The sequence below is a fragment of the Thermococcus camini genome, assembly GCF_904067545.1.
In the GTDB taxonomy this organism is placed as follows: Archaea; Methanobacteriota_B; Thermococci; order Thermococcales; family Thermococcaceae; genus Thermococcus; species Thermococcus camini.
Genome location: NZ_LR881183.1, coordinates 1440937 through 1455897 on the forward strand (window position 1 = coordinate 1440937; position 14961 = coordinate 1455897).

The window sequence follows — 14961 nt, forward strand, 5'->3', positions numbered from 1 at the left end:
ATGAGGATTCTAATGGTCGGTCACTATCCCCCGCACCCCGGCGGCGTTGCCAGCCACCTCGATAGCCTTGTGAGGGAGCTCAGAAAACGCCACGAAGTTCACGTTCTGACCTACGGGCCGGTTGAGCCGAGGGAGTTCGAGCGGGAGTTCGTCCATCAGGTTAAGGTTCCTCCGATTTACGGACTGAGGGGGACGAGCTTCGCCTTTCTGGGTTCCAGGAAAATCGTCCGGCTCCACAGGGAACTGGGGTTTGATTTGATCCACGCCCACTTTGTTGGAACGACAGGCTTCGCGGGCGTTCTCGCGAAGGAGAAAACCGGCCTTCCCCTCGTCGTCACGGCCCACGGAAGCGATCTGGAGCACACGGCAAAGTTGGCCCTCGGAGGGTTTTACGTGAAAAAAACCCTCACCGAGGCGGACGCGGTGATAGCTGTCAGCCACTGGCTGGCGGGGAAGGCGCTGGCCCTCGGGGCGGGGCGGGTGAGAGTCATACCCAACGGAGTGCGTGAACTCGAAGGGGCAGGGGAACCGGAGAACGGGAGGAGGCACATCACGTTCATCGGCGCCCTCCGCGAATACAAAAGCCCGGGGACTTTCATAGAGCTGGCGAGGGCCCTTCCTGAGAGGGAGTTTCTTGTGGTGGGTGACGGTCCGCTCAGGAGGAGTCTGGAAGCGAGTGCGCCAGAAAACGTGAGGTTCCTCGGGTACAGGCGTGACGTCGGAAAGATTCTGTCGGAAAGCGCTCTCCTCGTCCTGCCATCCAGGAGGGAGGGCTTTGGCCTCGTCGTCATAGAGGCCAACAGCCTGGGCGTCCCGGCGGTGGGCAGGCACGTAAGCGCGGTTCCCGAGCTGATCAGAGCGGGAAAGAACGGACTCACTTTCGAAACGTTCGATGAGCTCGTTGAGGCTGTGAGGATTCTCACCGAGCCGAAAAAGAACCGGAAAGCCGGGGCCGTTGCGAAGAGTGTCGCGGCACTCTACTCGTGGGAGGCCATCGCGGCGGCGGTCGAGGGGGTGTACTCCTCGGTGGTTGGGCAACGTTTTTAACCGCCCCGACTCCGTGAAGGCTGAGGGGTGAGAGCATGACTGTAGTAATCAACATGCGAGACGGAGTAGATGAGAGGGGCATAAAGATAGCCGCCGGGTTCATACTGGAGGGGAAGCTGGTTGCGTTTCCAACCGAAACCGTTTACGGCCTCGGTGCAGATGCCCTGAACGCCCGGGCAGTAAAGAGAATATTCGAGGCCAAGGGCAGGCCCCCCGATAATCCGCTCATCGTTCACATAGCTGACTTCAGCGATCTGGGGCGGCTCGCGAGGGATGTTCCCCGTGAGGCAAGGCTCCTCGCCGAGAGGTTCTGGCCGGGCCCCCTGACGATGGTCCTGCCGAGGGATGAGAACGTCCCGGACGTCACCACCGGAGGCCTCGACACCGTGGCCGTTAGAATGCCGGCGCACCCCATAGCGCTCGCGCTTATAAGAGCGAGCACTCCCGTGGCGGCACCCTCCGCGAACATAAGCGGAAAGCCGAGCCCCACCCTGGCGGAGCACGTCATAGACGACTTCTACGGGAGGATAGAGTGCATAATCGACGGAGGCGAGACCAAGATCGGGGTGGAATCCACCGTGATAGACCTCAGCTCGGAGAGGCCGACCCTGCTGAGGCCAGGCGGCCTTCCACTGGAAGAAATCGAGAAGGTCATCGGGGGAATTGAGATACATCCTGCGGTCAGGGGCAAGCTCGTGGATGTCGCCCGCTCCCCCGGGATGAAGTACAAGCACTACTCTCCGAACGCCCAGGTTGTAGTGGTCGAGGGGAAGAGGGAGAACGTGAGGCGTAAGATAGCCGAGCTGGTGCACGAGTACCGCGCGGACGGCCTCACCGTTGGGGTGATGGCCACGGAGGAGTACGACGCGGACGAGTTCTTCCACCTGGGAAGTACCGAGGAGGAAGTGGCGAGGAACCTCTTCAGGGCGCTCAGGGAGCTGGATAAACGCGGTGTGGACATCATAATCGCGGAGGGAATCGAGGAAAGAGGACTGGGATTTGCGGTGATGAACAGACTGAGAAAGGCAGCGGGGTACAGAATAGTCTGGGCATAGACAACGCTTAAATATCTGGAGGGCCAAGATTTAGGCAGCCGTCAGGACTTGAATCATATGGGGTGAGAAATTTGGTGGGTAGCATGGGGCTGGAAGGGCCCGAGGACCTCGAACAGCTCGCCATCAAAAAAATCAACGGCGGTCAGGTGAAAGAGGGACTAAAACTCATGCTGCGGGCCGCGAAGGGATATGAGGAGGCCGGAATGAGCGAGGACGCGGCCAGGCTGTACAAATACCTCGGTTACGTTCTTCTGGAGAGAACGAAGTCCGTTGAAAAGGCTAGACCCTCCCTTCTGAAGAGCGCCTACCTCTATCTTGACCTTATAGACGGTGAGATATCCAGACCAGAGGTTGACGTCGACCTTCTCGATGAGTACTGCTTCAGCGTCCTTGAGATATTCGCCACACTGGACGATCGTAAGAGCCTGACGAAGTACGCTGAGGAGTTCGCCGGAATCTACGAGGACCTTGGAGCGTCCTATCAGGATAACGACGATATAGAGATGGCGATAAAGGCGTACGAATCCGCCTACAGGTACTACAAACTGGTGGACAACATCGAGGCGTACAGGAGGATAGCCGAGACGATGATAACCCTCTACGGCCAGCTCGCGGAAAGCCGGCTGGAAAGCGGAGACATCAGAAGGGCGGCGGAAGCGTTCTACCGTCTCGCCGGCTTTATACGGGCTCTTTTTGGCTACGACATACACTTCATCGAAATGATGGACACCGCCGCCAAGAACTTCGAGAAGGCAAGCAAGATAGCGTACTCGAACGGCGACCTGGACGGCACCACCACATGCCTCGTCAAGGCCCAGTACGCGTACCTGCTGGCGAGAAACTTCAACAGGGCCAAGCTGATCGGTCTCAACACTGCCAGAATACTCTACCAGGTCATAAGCTCCCACCGCTCCCGGGGCGACGATGAAATGGCCACGAGAAAGCTCGTGGAGCTGACAGAGGCCCTCATGGGGATAGGGAAGCTCGACGAGGCCATGGGGACTTACAAGAGCGCCCTTGAGACCAAAAGCAGTATGGAGTTCAGGGTGCGCGTGAGGCTCGCCGCACTCAAGCAGTTCGCCGCGTTAAACAGCCGCGGGGATGTGTTGGAAGACATCGAGAACATAGAGTACTACACCAGCAGAGGGAAATACACGAAAGCCCTGGAACTCGGAGAGAACGCCATGAAGAGTGAGGGACTCGTTGAGGTTCTGGAGAAGATCCACGCGGCCGAAGGCGTCTATCGCTAACTCCCAAATAGAATGGCAGAAATCGGAGAAGTAAAAAGAGTCAGGACTTGACCTCAACCCTGGGAATGGGTATGTGGTACGGCAGGCGCATCTCCTTCGCGAGGAGCATCAGCATCGGGGAGACTTCCTTGGTTATGAAGTTCACGACCTCCGCGAAGGTGACGGGGTCTATCTTCTTCTCATCCTCCCAGAGGTTGAGTATCTCATCCATCTTCTCCTTCTGCGGCGGGAGATAGAGTATGACGCCCTCGATCGCACCGTCAGCAATCTTGGGGTTGTAATCTATCTCGTACCTAAAGAGGATCTCGATACCGTTCAGCTTGCCGGTTGGGGTCCTGATCTCACCGAGGCGCATCTCCTTGACCTTCGGCGAGAGCCTGACCTCTATCTGGCCCCCAGGAACAGAAAGGGAAACCCTCTCCATTTCAACCTTGGTTATGTTGAACCCGAGTACTGGCATTTTCTTTCACCACCCCGAAGTCGATCGGTTTATATAAAACGCTATCGGTAGGGCTTTAAACTTTCCCCCCAACTTCCAGCGATGGCCAGGGAAAAAGTCGTTAGGATCTGGGACGAGAGGGAGGTAATCTATCCCCCCAGGAGGTGGCGCTACCTCCGGGAGAAGCGGGAGAAGGCACTTGAGATTATGGAACGCCTCAGTCACTTTGACCCACAGCTCTACGGCAGCGTCGCCAGGGGAGATGTAAGAAGGGACAGCGACATAGACATCTTCATCCCCTACCGTGTGTCGAGCTACCTAATCGAGCTCGCTCTTGAGGGGCTTGTGAGCAGGAGAAAAATAGTCATGGCGACCCCCTGGCACCTCATCAAGGGCATCATCGAGATAGACGAGGAAACGACGGTCACCTTCCCGTTGATCGACCCCACCGACAGGGAGCTTGAGTTCTACAGGTGGGGCGGGATGATAGACATATGGGGCGTGAAGACAGAGGAGCGCGTCCCCGGGGTGAGCAAAAAGCTCATACTCATAGTCCCCACCGAGAGGGGACACATCGAGAGGGAAGTCGTGGGAAGGGAGAGCGAGGTGGCAAAAATTCTCGGCGTGGGCATAGACATCGTTACCGAGCGCGTTCACGTTCTGATGAGAAGGGACAGCATCGGGAGAACAGGAATCTACATCAACGAGGAAGTTCCCGACTGGATGAGCTTCGAGGAGGCACTGAAGCTCATAGCCGACCGCGACCCAAACGTTAGGAGAAAGGTGAGGGAGCGGGGAGGGGTTTAGCAATCTTTATATTATTCGACGAGAAGATTGACACGGTGAGAACGTGGAGACCGTTAACATGAGGGTCCCAAAGGAATTCGAGAAAAAAGTTAAGGCGTATCTTCAGGAACTTGAGAAACAGAGGGAGATTCTAAAAAAGACCAAGGGGATACTAAAAACGGAGAAATCTGCGAGAGACCTCAAGGTGGAGATTTATGAGGAGCTTTATGGTTGATTCAACGGTTTTCGTTGAGCATTTGAAGGGGAACCCCAAGGCCACAAACATCCTTGAGGCCCTTATCGAAGAGAGTGTGGCAGGATATATAAACGAAACCGTTGCTTCGGAGGTTATTTTCATATATCTGAAACTTAAAACCGGCAAAAGTTTTAGAACGCTGAAGAAAAAGCCAGAACTTGTCAGGGCAGTTCAAAAAGAGCCAGTTTACGAGCTTCTCTCACTCTTCAGATTCCTTGAAACGAATGAGTTCGTCTTCACACTGTCTAAAAAGCTTATTGAAGAATACGGCCTTCTTCCCAACGATGCCGCCATCGGCGCAACGGCCATTTTCTACAACCTTGACGGGATAATAACCCTTGACAAAGACTTTGTCGAGATGGCTCAGAACGAGAACCTTTTGATTGTGTCTTCAAAAGAGGAACTGCTGAATCTCTAATGGACAGCACACAGTACAATCCTCTATAAACCCTTGTACTGCACATAGTACAAGAGTACAGAAAAGGAAATGAGAGGCTCAGCCCTGACAGCACTTCTCCTTCATGCTCGCGGGCAGTATCTCCTTGAAGCCCGTGTACTTCCACAGAGCTTTTGGAAGCTTCACGACGCCCTCTTCCGTCTGGTGGTTCTCGAGGATGGCAACGATTGCCCTCGAGGTTGCTATGGCCGTCGAGTTGAGGGTGTGGAGGAACTTGGGCTTCTCGTGGGTCTTGTCGCGGTAGCGGATGTTTAACCTTCTCGCCTGCCACTCGGTGCAGTTGCTCGCGCTTACAACTTCCCTAAACTTGCCCTGGCCGGCCATCCAGGCCTCGATGTCGTACTTCTTCGCAGCCACATAGCCTAGGTCGCCGGTGCAGATGTTAACAACGCGGTAGGGAATCTCAAGCTCCTGGAATATCTCCTCGGCGTTAGCTATGAGCTTCTCGTGCCACTCCCAGCTCTCCTCGGGCTTCGCATAGACGAACTGCTCGACCTTGTGGAACTGGTGAACGCGGAAGATTCCCTTGGTGTCCTTTCCTGCCGTTCCAGCTTCCTTGCGGAAGCAGGGGCTCACGCCGGCGTAGAGGAGCGGCAGGTCTTTGCCCTCGATTATCTCGTTGGCGTGAAGGCCAGCCAGTGGGTGCTCGGCGGTCGGGACGAGGTAGAGGTCCTCACCCTCAACCTTGTAGATGACGTCCTCGAAGTCGCCGAAGCTCGTGACGCCCTCCTCAACAAAGCGGCGCACCATGTAGGGCGGTATGACCGGAGTAAACCCTTTCTCGATGAGCTTGTCGAGAGCGAAGCGGAGGAGAGCAAGGTCGAGGATGACAAGCTCGTTCAGGAGGTAGTAAAAGCGCGCACCGCTGACCTTCGCGGCCCTCTCAAGATCTGCTCCCCTCAGGAGATCCAGCATATCAACGTGGAGCCTCGGCCTCCAGTCGAGTACTTCATACTCCATCTTTCCGAGGCTCTGCTCCTTGAAGCTCTCAAGGAAGCCCTCCCATACTCTCGCCTTACCCCAGAACCTTATTGGAACGTTCTCGCTGTCGTCCTTGCCAACGGGAACAGTTTCATGGGTGATGTTCGGGAGACGCCAGAGGTAGTAGTCTATCTTTGCCCTCAGCTCCTCGACTTCCTTCTCAAGAGCCTCAATCTGCTTCACTATCTCGTTGCTCCTCGCGAGGAGGTCGTCTATCGGCTCGCCGGCCTTCTTGCGCTTGCCTATCTGAACCGCCAGCTGGTTGCGCTCCTTCCTGAGAGCGTTTATTCTCTTCAGGTTCTCGCGCCACTTCCTGTCGAGCTCCAGAATCTCGTCTATCCACTTGAGCTTCTCAAGCTCGCCGCGCTTTATGAGGTCGCCCTTAACGAGGTCGGGATTTTCACGGATGAGCTTTATGTCTAGCATAGTCCTTCACCTGGGAGAAAAAGGTGAAGGAGTTTAAAAAAGGTTTTGATGGGGTATTTGGGGGGACGACAAACTCAGCCGAAGAACGTGACCTCTACCTCCTCTCCTGCCTCCAGTATCTCGACGTTCTCCGGTACCTCAATGAAGCCGTCGGCCTCTATGAAGCTCGTGACCGCGCCGCTTCCCTTGAGTATGGGTATCGCTTTTTCGCCCTCTATCCTGACCGGCAGGAACTGACGCCTGCCCTTGACGGAGAAGACCTTGTGGGCGAGTCTCTTCCTGACCTTTCCGACCTCGCTCTCCCTTCCGAGAAGCTTTCTCAGGAGGGGTGCAACGAGCAGGGTGAAGTTGGTCAGGCAGCTGGTCGGATATCCAGGCAGGCCAAAGACGGGCTTTCCGTTGATCAGGCCGATTATCGTCGGCTTACCCGGCTGAATCGCTATGCCGTGAATCCTCACTTCGCCGAGCTCCTCGACTATCGAACTGGTCAGGTCCCTTATTCCCCCGCTCGCACCGCCGCTGAGGATTACCATGTCGCAGCACTCGATTCCCTTCTCGATGAGCGCTTTGAGGCTCTCGCGGTCGTCCCTGGCTATGCCGAGGAAAAGAGCCTCGCCACCGAGCTCTCTGACGGCATCTGCTATGGCACGGCCGTTTATGTCGTAAATCTGGCCGGGTTTGAGTTCCTCACCGGGAAGAACCACTTCGTTTCCCGTGCTTATCACGGCAACCCGGGGCTTCCCGAAGACTTTGACTTCCGAGAAGCCGACCGCCGAGAGAAGTGCCGTGTCTTTAAAGGTCAGCCTCGTTCCGCGTTTGAGAAGGATCTTCCCCTTCGGGATGTCGGTTCCGGCCTTCATGACGCCGAGGCCTGGATATGCCGGCTTGTAAATGATGACCTCTTCCCCTTCCCCCTCCACGTCCTCGAATTGTATAACCGCATCGGCATTCTTGGGCAGGGGTGCACCCGTGGAGATGTAAACGCTCTCACCGGGTTTAAGTTCTACCGCAGGAGTGTCCCCAGCGTTTATCTCCCCCACGACCTTCAGCTTAACCGGTTCGCTCTCGCTCGCCATGAAGGTATCCTCTGCGCGAACCGCATAACCGTCAACGGTGGCGCGGTCGAAGGGCGGAACGTTTATCGGTGATGTCACATTCTCTGCCAAAACCCTGCCCAGGGCTTCGCTCAGGGGAACGGTTTCGATTTTTGGCTCCAGCGGGAATGAGTTTATGGCCTCAAGAGCCTTTTCCAGGGAAACGACCTTCAGGAACGCCATTCCATCACCGGGAGAAAAGAGAACTCCGTTCTATAAATGGGTTGCGTAAAAGAAAACGTTTAACTCACCACTCCTCATCCTCTTCCCAGTCTTCATCCACCCACTCTTCCTCCCAGTCCTCGTCGAGCTCGTCCTCCTCCAGCTCCCACTCCGCCTCTTCCTCGAAAAGCTCTTCCCCTTCGAACTCCTCGACCTTCTTCTTTTTCTTAGGAGGCTGCATCCCGATCCCCGTTTCTACCTGCGGATAATGGCTTATAAACTTTTTTCTACCAATTTAAAGCATTTCGTGGCCAAATTCTGTGATCCAGCCGGTTAGAAAGGTTTTTAATTGATGGGGCCAAGTGGAAATCATGAGAGTAGCCATCGTAACGAGCGACGCCCGCGTTTACTACACCGCTACCAAAGTGTTGAGGGAGTACGGCATACCCTTCCACAGCCTCCAGGTGGGTGAGGAGATACCCTTCGACGTTGAAGTGGTCCTGACGGGGGAAAGGGACTACAGGAGGGTCAGGTTCCCCGTAAAGGTCATTGTTAGGGACGAGAACTTCATAGACGAACTCCTGGCGAAGCTCGAAGGCAGGGAGAGGTTTAAGAGGATTTACATCGCCATAGACCCCGGTGAAAGGCCCGGCTTAAGCGTCGTCGCGGATAACCGTGTGCTCGAGGTTCACCACCTGAAGAGCCCGCGCGACGTTGGAATAATCCTCGACCTGCTGGATAAGTATCCCGGCGCTAAAATCAAAATCGGCCACGGCGCCAAGAGGCAGAGGGTGCTCATGCTCAAGGCCCTCGCGGACGTGCTCGGCTACGATTATCCCCTCATCGTCGTGAATGAGTCGAGGACCACCCCAAAGGTGGGCGGCATAGAGGTGTCCCAGGTGCAGGACATCGTGGCGGCCATAAACATAGGCCTGCGTGAGGGGAGGGAAGTTCCCATAGGCGAGCTGCTCGACGTTAAGGAGCCGACAAAGCGTGAGATAGAAGATATAAAGAGACGGAGCCGTGAGCTGAGCGGTAACATCACGATATCCTCCAGACTGGCCCGAGAAGTTGCGCTGGGCAACCTGACGCTGGATGAGGCGATAGATAGGCAGAGGAAGAGGAGGCGGTCAAGATGATCTTCGGTAAGGATGAGGAGAGGTACGAGAAGATTAAGCTCCGCGTTGCAGAGGCCCTGAAGAGGGATGTTGGCAGGGGAATAGTCCGGTTCGACAGGAAGTTCCAGAAGCAGCTTGGAGTGGAGCCGGGCGACATCGTGGAGCTGATAGGCGACCGCACAACCGCCGCGATAGTGGCCAACCCCCACCCGGACGACAGGGGACTCGACATCATCAGAATGGACGGATACATCAGGAGGAACGCCGGGGTCAGCATAGGCGACTACGTGACGGTGGCGAAGGCCGAGGTGCAGGAGGCGAAGAAGGTTACTCTCGCCCCGGCCCAGAAGGGCGTCTTCATCCAGATACCCGGTGATATGGTGAAGCAGAACCTCCTGGGAAGGCCCGTGGTGAAGGGGGACCTGGTGGTCGCCAGCAGCAGGGGGGAGACCTACTACGGCGGCTCGCCCTTTGACGAGCTGCTCAGGGGGCTCTTCGAGACAATGCCCCTCGGGTTCGGGGAGCTGAAGTTCGTGGTGGTCAGCACCAACCCCAAGGGCGTCGTCCAGATAACTTACAACACCGAGGTCGAGGTTCTCCCGCAGGCAGTTGAGGTGCGTGAGGAGGCCATCCCGGAGGTCACCTACGAGGACATCGGCGGTCTGAGCGATGCAATACAGAAGATACGCGAGATGGTGGAGCTCCCGCTCAAGCACCCGGAGCTCTTTGAGCGCCTTGGAATTGAACCTCCAAAGGGTGTTCTGCTTTACGGCCCGCCCGGAACGGGTAAGACGCTCCTGGCTAAGGCGGTGGCAAACGAGGCAAACGCGCACTTCATAGCCATCAACGGCCCTGAGGTCATGAGCAAGTTCTACGGCGAAAGCGAGGAGCGTTTGAGGGAGATATTCAAGGAGGCTGAAGAGAACGCCCCCAGCATCATATTCATCGATGAGATTGACGCGATAGCCCCCAAGAGAGAGGAGGTTGTCGGGGAGGTTGAAAAACGCGTTGTCAGCCAGCTCCTCACGCTCATGGATGGTCTGAAGGGACGCGGAAAGGTCATAGTCATAGCAGCTACCAACAGGCCGGATGCCCTGGATCCAGCCCTCAGAAGGCCTGGACGCTTCGACAGGGAGATAGAGGTCGGAGTTCCCGATAAGAAGGGCAGGAAGGAGATACTCCAGATACACACGAGGGGAATGCCCCTCGAGCCGGATTACGACAGGGAGACAGTCCTCAAGGTTCTGAAAGAGCTCCTCAAAAAGAAAGCCTTTGATGAGGAGGTTCTCAAAAAGCTGATGGAGCGCGTTGAGAAGGCCAGGAGCGACGACGAGGTGAAGGAGATTCTGAAGAGCGCGAGCGAGGTTTACCCAGAGGTCAGAACCAGGCTCATCGAGGGGATGCTCGAGAGGATCGCGGAGAAGACGCACGGCTTCGTCGGCGCCGACCTCGCCGCCCTCGCCAGGGAGGCCGCAATGGTCGTCCTCAGGAGGCTCATAAACGAGGGCAAGATAAGCCCCGAGCACGAGAAGATACCCCCAGAGGTTCTCCAGGAGCTCCGCGTGAGGAAGGCGGACTTCTACGAGGCCCTCAAGATGGTGGACCCAAGCGCACTTAGGGAAGTGCTCATCGAGATGCCAAACGTCCGCTGGGACGACATAGGCGGCCTCGAGGAGGTAAAGCAGGAACTCAAAGAGGCGGTCGAGTGGCCGATGAAATATCCCAAGGCGTTCCAGAGGCTCGGCATTGAACCGCCGAGGGGTGTGCTCCTCTACGGCCCGCCCGGAACGGGTAAAACGCTCCTCGCCAAGGCCGTGGCGACGGAGAGCGAGGCCAACTTCATCGGCATCCGTGGTCCGGAGGTTCTCAGCAAGTGGGTGGGCGAGAGCGAGAAGCGCGTGAGGGAGATATTCAGGAAGGCTCGCCAGGCCGCTCCAACGGTGATATTCATCGACGAGATAGACGCCATCGCTCCAGCGAGGGGAATAGAAGGCGACCGCGTAACCGACAGGCTCATCAACCAGCTCCTCACCGAGATGGACGGCATAGAGCGCAACAGCGGAGTGGTCGTTATAGCCGCGACGAACAGGCCCGACATACTCGACCCCGCCCTGCTGAGACCAGGAAGGTTCGACAGGCTCATACTCGTTCCGGCACCGGACGAGAAGGCCAGACTGGAGATACTCAGGGTCCATACGAAACGTGTACCCCTGGCAGAGGACGTCAACCTCAAGGAGCTCGCAAAGAAGACCGAGGGATACAGCGGTGCGGACATAGAGGCCCTTGTGAGAGAAGCGGCCCTGGTGGCGATGCGCAGGATAATGGGGGAGCTGCCGGCGGAGGTTGTTGAGGAGGAGAGCGAGGAGTTCCTTGAGAGGCTCAGGGTTTCCAGGAAGGACTTCGAGGCAGCCCTCAAGAAGGTACGTCCGAGCATAACACCCTACATGGTCGAGTACTACCAGAACTTCGACGAGAACAGGAGGAAGAGGGGCGGAAAGAAAACAGAGGGACCCGACTACTACACCTTCTGATTTCCCTCCTCTTTTTGGAAAAAGTTTTATACGTTGGTGCCCAAGAACTTACACGATTAAACCGAGGGGTGGCGAAAATGGTCAAGATAATGGCTTCCAAGCTTAGGGACGTGGAACTGATAACCGACACCGGTGTAAGGCTTGGCTGGGTCTACGACCTCAGCTTTGACGAGGAGACCGGCGATATTCTCGTGATAGTTGCCGAACCGGATGAGGACCTCGACACAGGCGAATTCGTCACGGATCACGAAGGTCTGCTCCTCATTCCCGTCAGTGCCGTTAAGAGTATCGGCGAGGTCATAATCATCGACTCGAGCAAACTCGCCGTCAAATCCAAGCTCAGGCGGCCACCTTCCCCCGTGAAGGTCTCAGGGGAATCTTCCGGCCTCGGGCAGTGATTTCCTCCTTTTCAATACCCGTCGTACAGCCTCTCCGCCAGGAAGCGGGGCAGGCCTGCATCGAGTATCTTTCTCGCCGCTTCCTGAACGTCGTACTCCACCCTGCGGAACTCAACGTTATCCGGCGGCTTCTCGTCGGTATCGATCAGCGCATATGCAGCCCTCCAGTCCCCGTCCCTGGGCTGCCCAACGCCTCCGGGGTTGATGATCCTCCTGCCCCCCAGCACCTTCAGCATCGGCACGTGGGTGTGGCCGACCAGGAGGTCATCCTGTCTGACGTAGCTCAGAACCGCTTTGAACTCCCCCTCCGGGAGCCATGGGAAGAGGTACTCGTCCAGGGGCGCGCGGGGCGAGCCGTGGATGAGAAGGTAGCTCCGTCCGGCGTCGTCCGTAAAGAGCTGCCGTACGGGGAGTCTTCTGAGAAATTCGAGGTTTTCCACTGTCATGATTCTCTGGTGCCAGCGAACCGCCTGCCGCGCGTAGGGGTTGAAGCCCCACTCGGCGCCGAAGGCTATCGCGTTGTCGTGGTTTCCTCTGACGCAGAGGAAGGTTCTTTTCTCCATTTGCCGCTTTACGAACTCCACAACCTCGTTTGGACTGGCTCCATATCCGACCAGATCGCCCATGCAGAGAACGGCGTCGGCCTTTCTTACCTCCCGCCAGACGGCCTTCAGGGCCTCCAGGTTGGAGTGGATGTCCGAGATGAGGGCGATGAGCATAGGACTCCCCATAGTTATCTGAGAAGCGCACGTTAAAAACACTTGCCTGAGAACCGGATGACGTTTTTTCTTTTGCAAGCCTTGTCCTTCGGGGCAGGCGGAGGTCGGAAACCGAAGAATTGGAAGATGGAAGGAAATCACTCCTTCCTCTGCCTGGCCTTCCAGTTGCTCCACCTGTAGAGGGCCGCGAGAGACTTGATGGCCCTCTCCGGCTCCGGATAGGCCGGAATTCCTTCCTCGTTAAGCATGTCGATGGCTTCCTTGGCCTCTATGCCGCCGACGATGGCAACGACGAGGGGCTTCTTCCTGCCGCTCTCGTTGTACTCGCGGATGACGATCTTGGCCAGGTCGCGCGGGTCGAGCACAGCCGTCTGGCAGTAGAGCACAGCCACGGCGTGCATGTTCGGGTTCGCGAGGGCGTCTCTGACGGCACCCTCGTAGCTCTCCGCGCCGGCCATACCTGTGAGGTCAACCGGGTTCTTGTAGCTTCCGAAGGGCGGCATGTGGTTGGCGAAGACCTTGAGCTCCTCGAGGTCGTCGTAGAGCTTAAGACCTTCTTCCTCGGCAGCATCGGTGGCCATAACTCCTATTCCACCGCCGTTGGTGAGGATGACGACGTTCTCCCCCTCCGGCTCCGGGAGGTTGCTCAGAGTCCTGGCCCAGTCGAAGGCCTCTCCAATGGTGAGGGCCCTGAGAACGCCGCTCTGCTTGAAGGCAGCGGTGTAGATGCTGTCAGCGCCGGCGAGCGAACCGGTGTGGGAAGCAGCTGCCTTGGCACCGCGCTCGCTCCTTCCGGCCTTGATGATGATTATCGGCTTCTCCTTGCTGACATCCCTGGCCACCTCCATGAAGCGCCTTCCGTCCTTGACGCCCTCCATGTAGATGAGGATGGCCTTGGTGTTGTCGTCCTCCTTGAAGAACTCGAGCAGGTCGGCATCATCGATGTCGCTCTTGTTTCCGACGCTGACCACTGCCGAAAGACCGACCTTCTCAAGTATCGTCCAGCCCATGAGGGCTATTCCAAGCGCTCCGCTCTGGCTGATGAGGGCCAGGTTGCCCGGCATGACGTCGGTCGGGCCGAAGGTAGCGTTGAGCTTCTCGGGAGTGTACACAACACCAAAGATGTTCGGGCCGAGGATCCTCATGCCGTACTTGTGGGCAGTCTCGACTATCTGCCTCTCGACCTTCTTGCCCTCCTCGCCGAGCTCGCCGAAGCCCGAGCTGATGATCGGGAGAACCTTAACACCCTTCTGGCCGCACTCCTCAACGACCTGCGGGACGAACTTGGCAGGAACGACGATGACGGCCATGTCAACCTCGTCCGGAACGTCGAGGATGCTCCTGTAGGACTTGAACTTCTTCCCGTTTATCTCTATCTCAACACCCTTAACGTTGACCGGGTATATCTTGCCCTCGTAGCCGTACTCGACGAGGTTCTTCATAACAGCGTAGCCTATCTTGCCCGGCTTCTCCGAAGCGCCGATAACGGCGATGCTCTTCGGTCTGAAAAGTGCCTCAAGGTTCCTGTCCATCTCAATCACCTCACTCCGATGAGAGTCACATTTTCCCGTCCGTAAAAGCGGTTATAACCTTTCCCTTCTTGTTTTGACGATAGGAAACTCGACGGACGTTAAAGAACCGGGGGTTGGACACCGTTGATTCAGAACCCATGGGAACTTCGAAATACTTATTAGGCTCCTTGTCTAAATATACAGCCCAGGTGGTAACGTGCGGACTTTTGGAAACAGGATAGAGCGCAGAGCCCTCCGCCTGTTGAGCGTTCTCTTCGACTTCGTCGTGATAGCCCTAGGCATCCTGACCATGCTCTACGTCGTCAGGATGATACTGGATCTCACAGTAAATTCGCTCATCAATTTTGCTCAGGAGGAGGCGCTCCAGGGCATAGTTCTCATCCTGATATTCCTGGAGATCTTCGAGATAATCGTCATGTACATCATCTACCACCACGTCCCGATGAAAAACGTCGTGGAGATAGGCGTGCTGGCGCTCGTGAAGGAGCTCCTAATAACACTCGACCTAACGGAACTCGGCTGGCAGGTGCTCCTTGGCATGGCCGCCCTTATAGCCGCGATGGGCTGGGTGTACACGCAGGAAAGGCAGCGGGAGGACAGCTACAACCGGTTCCTCATAGAGCGGGGTATCACTGAGAAGGACGTTGACGACCTGACCAAGACCCTGGGTGAGGCCAGGGAATAGACAAACCCTAAATAGGTCCATGACT

16 protein-coding genes are annotated in these 14961 nt (G+C 56.7%); 10 read left to right on the forward strand and 6 right to left on the reverse strand.

The annotated features are described in order from the left end of the window. The 3 genes from TIRI35C_RS07770 to TIRI35C_RS07780 all read left to right on the forward strand — a co-directional run bounded on the left by TIRI35C_RS07770 (nucleotide 1) and on the right by TIRI35C_RS07780 (nucleotide 3352). Complete coding sequence (locus TIRI35C_RS07770; protein WP_188202396.1) at nucleotides 1-1047, forward strand: glycosyltransferase family 4 protein; 1047 nt, start codon at nucleotides 1-3, stop codon at nucleotides 1045-1047. Between the two features lie 35 nt (nucleotides 1048-1082). Continuing rightward, nucleotides 1083-2102 (forward strand): L-threonylcarbamoyladenylate synthase, encoded by a 1020-nt coding sequence (locus TIRI35C_RS07775; RefSeq protein ID WP_188202397.1) that lies wholly within the window; start codon nucleotides 1083-1085, stop codon nucleotides 2100-2102. Between the two features lie 83 nt (nucleotides 2103-2185). Next, a complete protein-coding gene (locus tag TIRI35C_RS07780) occupies nucleotides 2186-3352 on the forward strand; it encodes a hypothetical protein (RefSeq protein WP_188202398.1) in 1167 nt (388 codons plus the stop codon). A 40-nt stretch (nucleotides 3353-3392) separates the two neighbouring features. On the opposite strand, the gene TIRI35C_RS07785 is transcribed toward TIRI35C_RS07780, so the two are convergent. Next, nucleotides 3393-3812, reverse strand: coding sequence for a hypothetical protein (locus tag TIRI35C_RS07785; protein ID WP_188202399.1), 420 nt, complete (start codon nucleotides 3810-3812; stop codon nucleotides 3393-3395). An 81-nt stretch (nucleotides 3813-3893) separates the two neighbouring features. On the opposite strand from TIRI35C_RS07785, the gene TIRI35C_RS07790 reads away from it, so the two are divergent. The 3 genes from TIRI35C_RS07790 to TIRI35C_RS07800 are packed head-to-tail and all read left to right on the forward strand — an operon-like array spanning nucleotide 3894 to nucleotide 5251. Then, nucleotides 3894-4598: a nucleotidyltransferase domain-containing protein gene (locus tag TIRI35C_RS07790; RefSeq protein WP_188202400.1), complete on the forward strand. Its 705-nt coding sequence runs from the start codon at nucleotides 3894-3896 to the stop codon at nucleotides 4596-4598. Nucleotides 4599-4641: 43 nt separating this feature from the next. Further along, nucleotides 4642-4812, forward strand: coding sequence for a hypothetical protein (locus tag TIRI35C_RS07795; protein WP_188203267.1), 171 nt, complete (start codon nucleotides 4642-4644; stop codon nucleotides 4810-4812). Further along, complete coding sequence (locus tag TIRI35C_RS07800; protein ID WP_188202401.1) at nucleotides 4793-5251, forward strand: type II toxin-antitoxin system VapC family toxin; 459 nt, start codon at nucleotides 4793-4795, stop codon at nucleotides 5249-5251. The genes TIRI35C_RS07795 and TIRI35C_RS07800 overlap by 20 nt, the downstream gene beginning before the upstream one ends. 78 nt (nucleotides 5252-5329) lie before the next feature. On the opposite strand, the gene serS is transcribed toward TIRI35C_RS07800, so the two are convergent. The 3 genes from serS to TIRI35C_RS07815 all read right to left on the reverse strand — a co-directional run bounded on the left by serS (nucleotide 5330) and on the right by TIRI35C_RS07815 (nucleotide 8194). Continuing rightward, nucleotides 5330-6697 carry a serine--tRNA ligase gene (gene serS / locus TIRI35C_RS07805; protein WP_188202402.1) on the reverse strand — a complete coding sequence of 456 codons (1368 nt, stop codon included), beginning with the start codon at nucleotides 6695-6697 and terminating at the stop codon, nucleotides 5330-5332. A gap of 74 nt (nucleotides 6698-6771) precedes the next feature. Then, nucleotides 6772-7974 (reverse strand): molybdenum cofactor synthesis domain-containing protein, encoded by a 1203-nt coding sequence (locus TIRI35C_RS07810; RefSeq protein WP_188202403.1) that lies wholly within the window; start codon nucleotides 7972-7974, stop codon nucleotides 6772-6774. 64 nt (nucleotides 7975-8038) lie between these two features. Continuing rightward, on the reverse strand, nucleotides 8039-8194 hold the full coding sequence (locus TIRI35C_RS07815) for a hypothetical protein (RefSeq protein WP_188202404.1): 156 nt from the start codon (nucleotides 8192-8194) through the stop codon (nucleotides 8039-8041). Nucleotides 8195-8324: 130 nt separating this feature from the next. On the opposite strand from TIRI35C_RS07815, the gene TIRI35C_RS07820 reads away from it, so the two are divergent. The 3 genes from TIRI35C_RS07820 to TIRI35C_RS07830 all read left to right on the forward strand — a co-directional run bounded on the left by TIRI35C_RS07820 (nucleotide 8325) and on the right by TIRI35C_RS07830 (nucleotide 12000). Beyond that, nucleotides 8325-9092: a hypothetical protein gene (locus tag TIRI35C_RS07820; protein ID WP_188202405.1), complete on the forward strand. Its 768-nt coding sequence runs from the start codon at nucleotides 8325-8327 to the stop codon at nucleotides 9090-9092. Next, nucleotides 9089-11602: a CDC48 family AAA ATPase gene (locus TIRI35C_RS07825; RefSeq protein ID WP_188202406.1), complete on the forward strand. Its 2514-nt coding sequence runs from the start codon at nucleotides 9089-9091 to the stop codon at nucleotides 11600-11602. Before TIRI35C_RS07820 ends, TIRI35C_RS07825 begins: the two co-directional genes overlap by 4 nt. A 77-nt stretch (nucleotides 11603-11679) precedes the next feature. Further along, nucleotides 11680-12000 carry a PRC-barrel domain-containing protein gene (locus tag TIRI35C_RS07830; RefSeq protein WP_188202407.1) on the forward strand — a complete coding sequence of 107 codons (321 nt, stop codon included), beginning with the start codon at nucleotides 11680-11682 and terminating at the stop codon, nucleotides 11998-12000. Nucleotides 12001-12011: 11 nt separating this feature from the next. Here the strand turns inward: TIRI35C_RS07830 and TIRI35C_RS07835 are convergent, their stop codons facing one another. Together TIRI35C_RS07835 and acs are read right to left on the reverse strand one after the other, a co-directional pair. Further along, nucleotides 12012-12719 (reverse strand): metallophosphoesterase family protein, encoded by a 708-nt coding sequence (locus TIRI35C_RS07835; RefSeq protein WP_188203140.1) that lies wholly within the window; start codon nucleotides 12717-12719, stop codon nucleotides 12012-12014. Between the two features lie 137 nt (nucleotides 12720-12856). Beyond that, nucleotides 12857-14251: an acetate--CoA ligase alpha subunit gene (acs, locus tag TIRI35C_RS07840; protein ID WP_188202408.1), complete on the reverse strand. Its 1395-nt coding sequence runs from the start codon at nucleotides 14249-14251 to the stop codon at nucleotides 12857-12859. Between the two features lie 196 nt (nucleotides 14252-14447). Here acs and TIRI35C_RS07845 point away from each other — a divergent pair, with 196 nt between their 5' ends. Continuing rightward, nucleotides 14448-14936: a phosphate-starvation-inducible PsiE family protein gene (locus tag TIRI35C_RS07845; RefSeq protein WP_188202409.1), complete on the forward strand. Its 489-nt coding sequence runs from the start codon at nucleotides 14448-14450 to the stop codon at nucleotides 14934-14936. The last annotated feature ends 25 nt before the right edge of the window (nucleotides 14937-14961 follow it).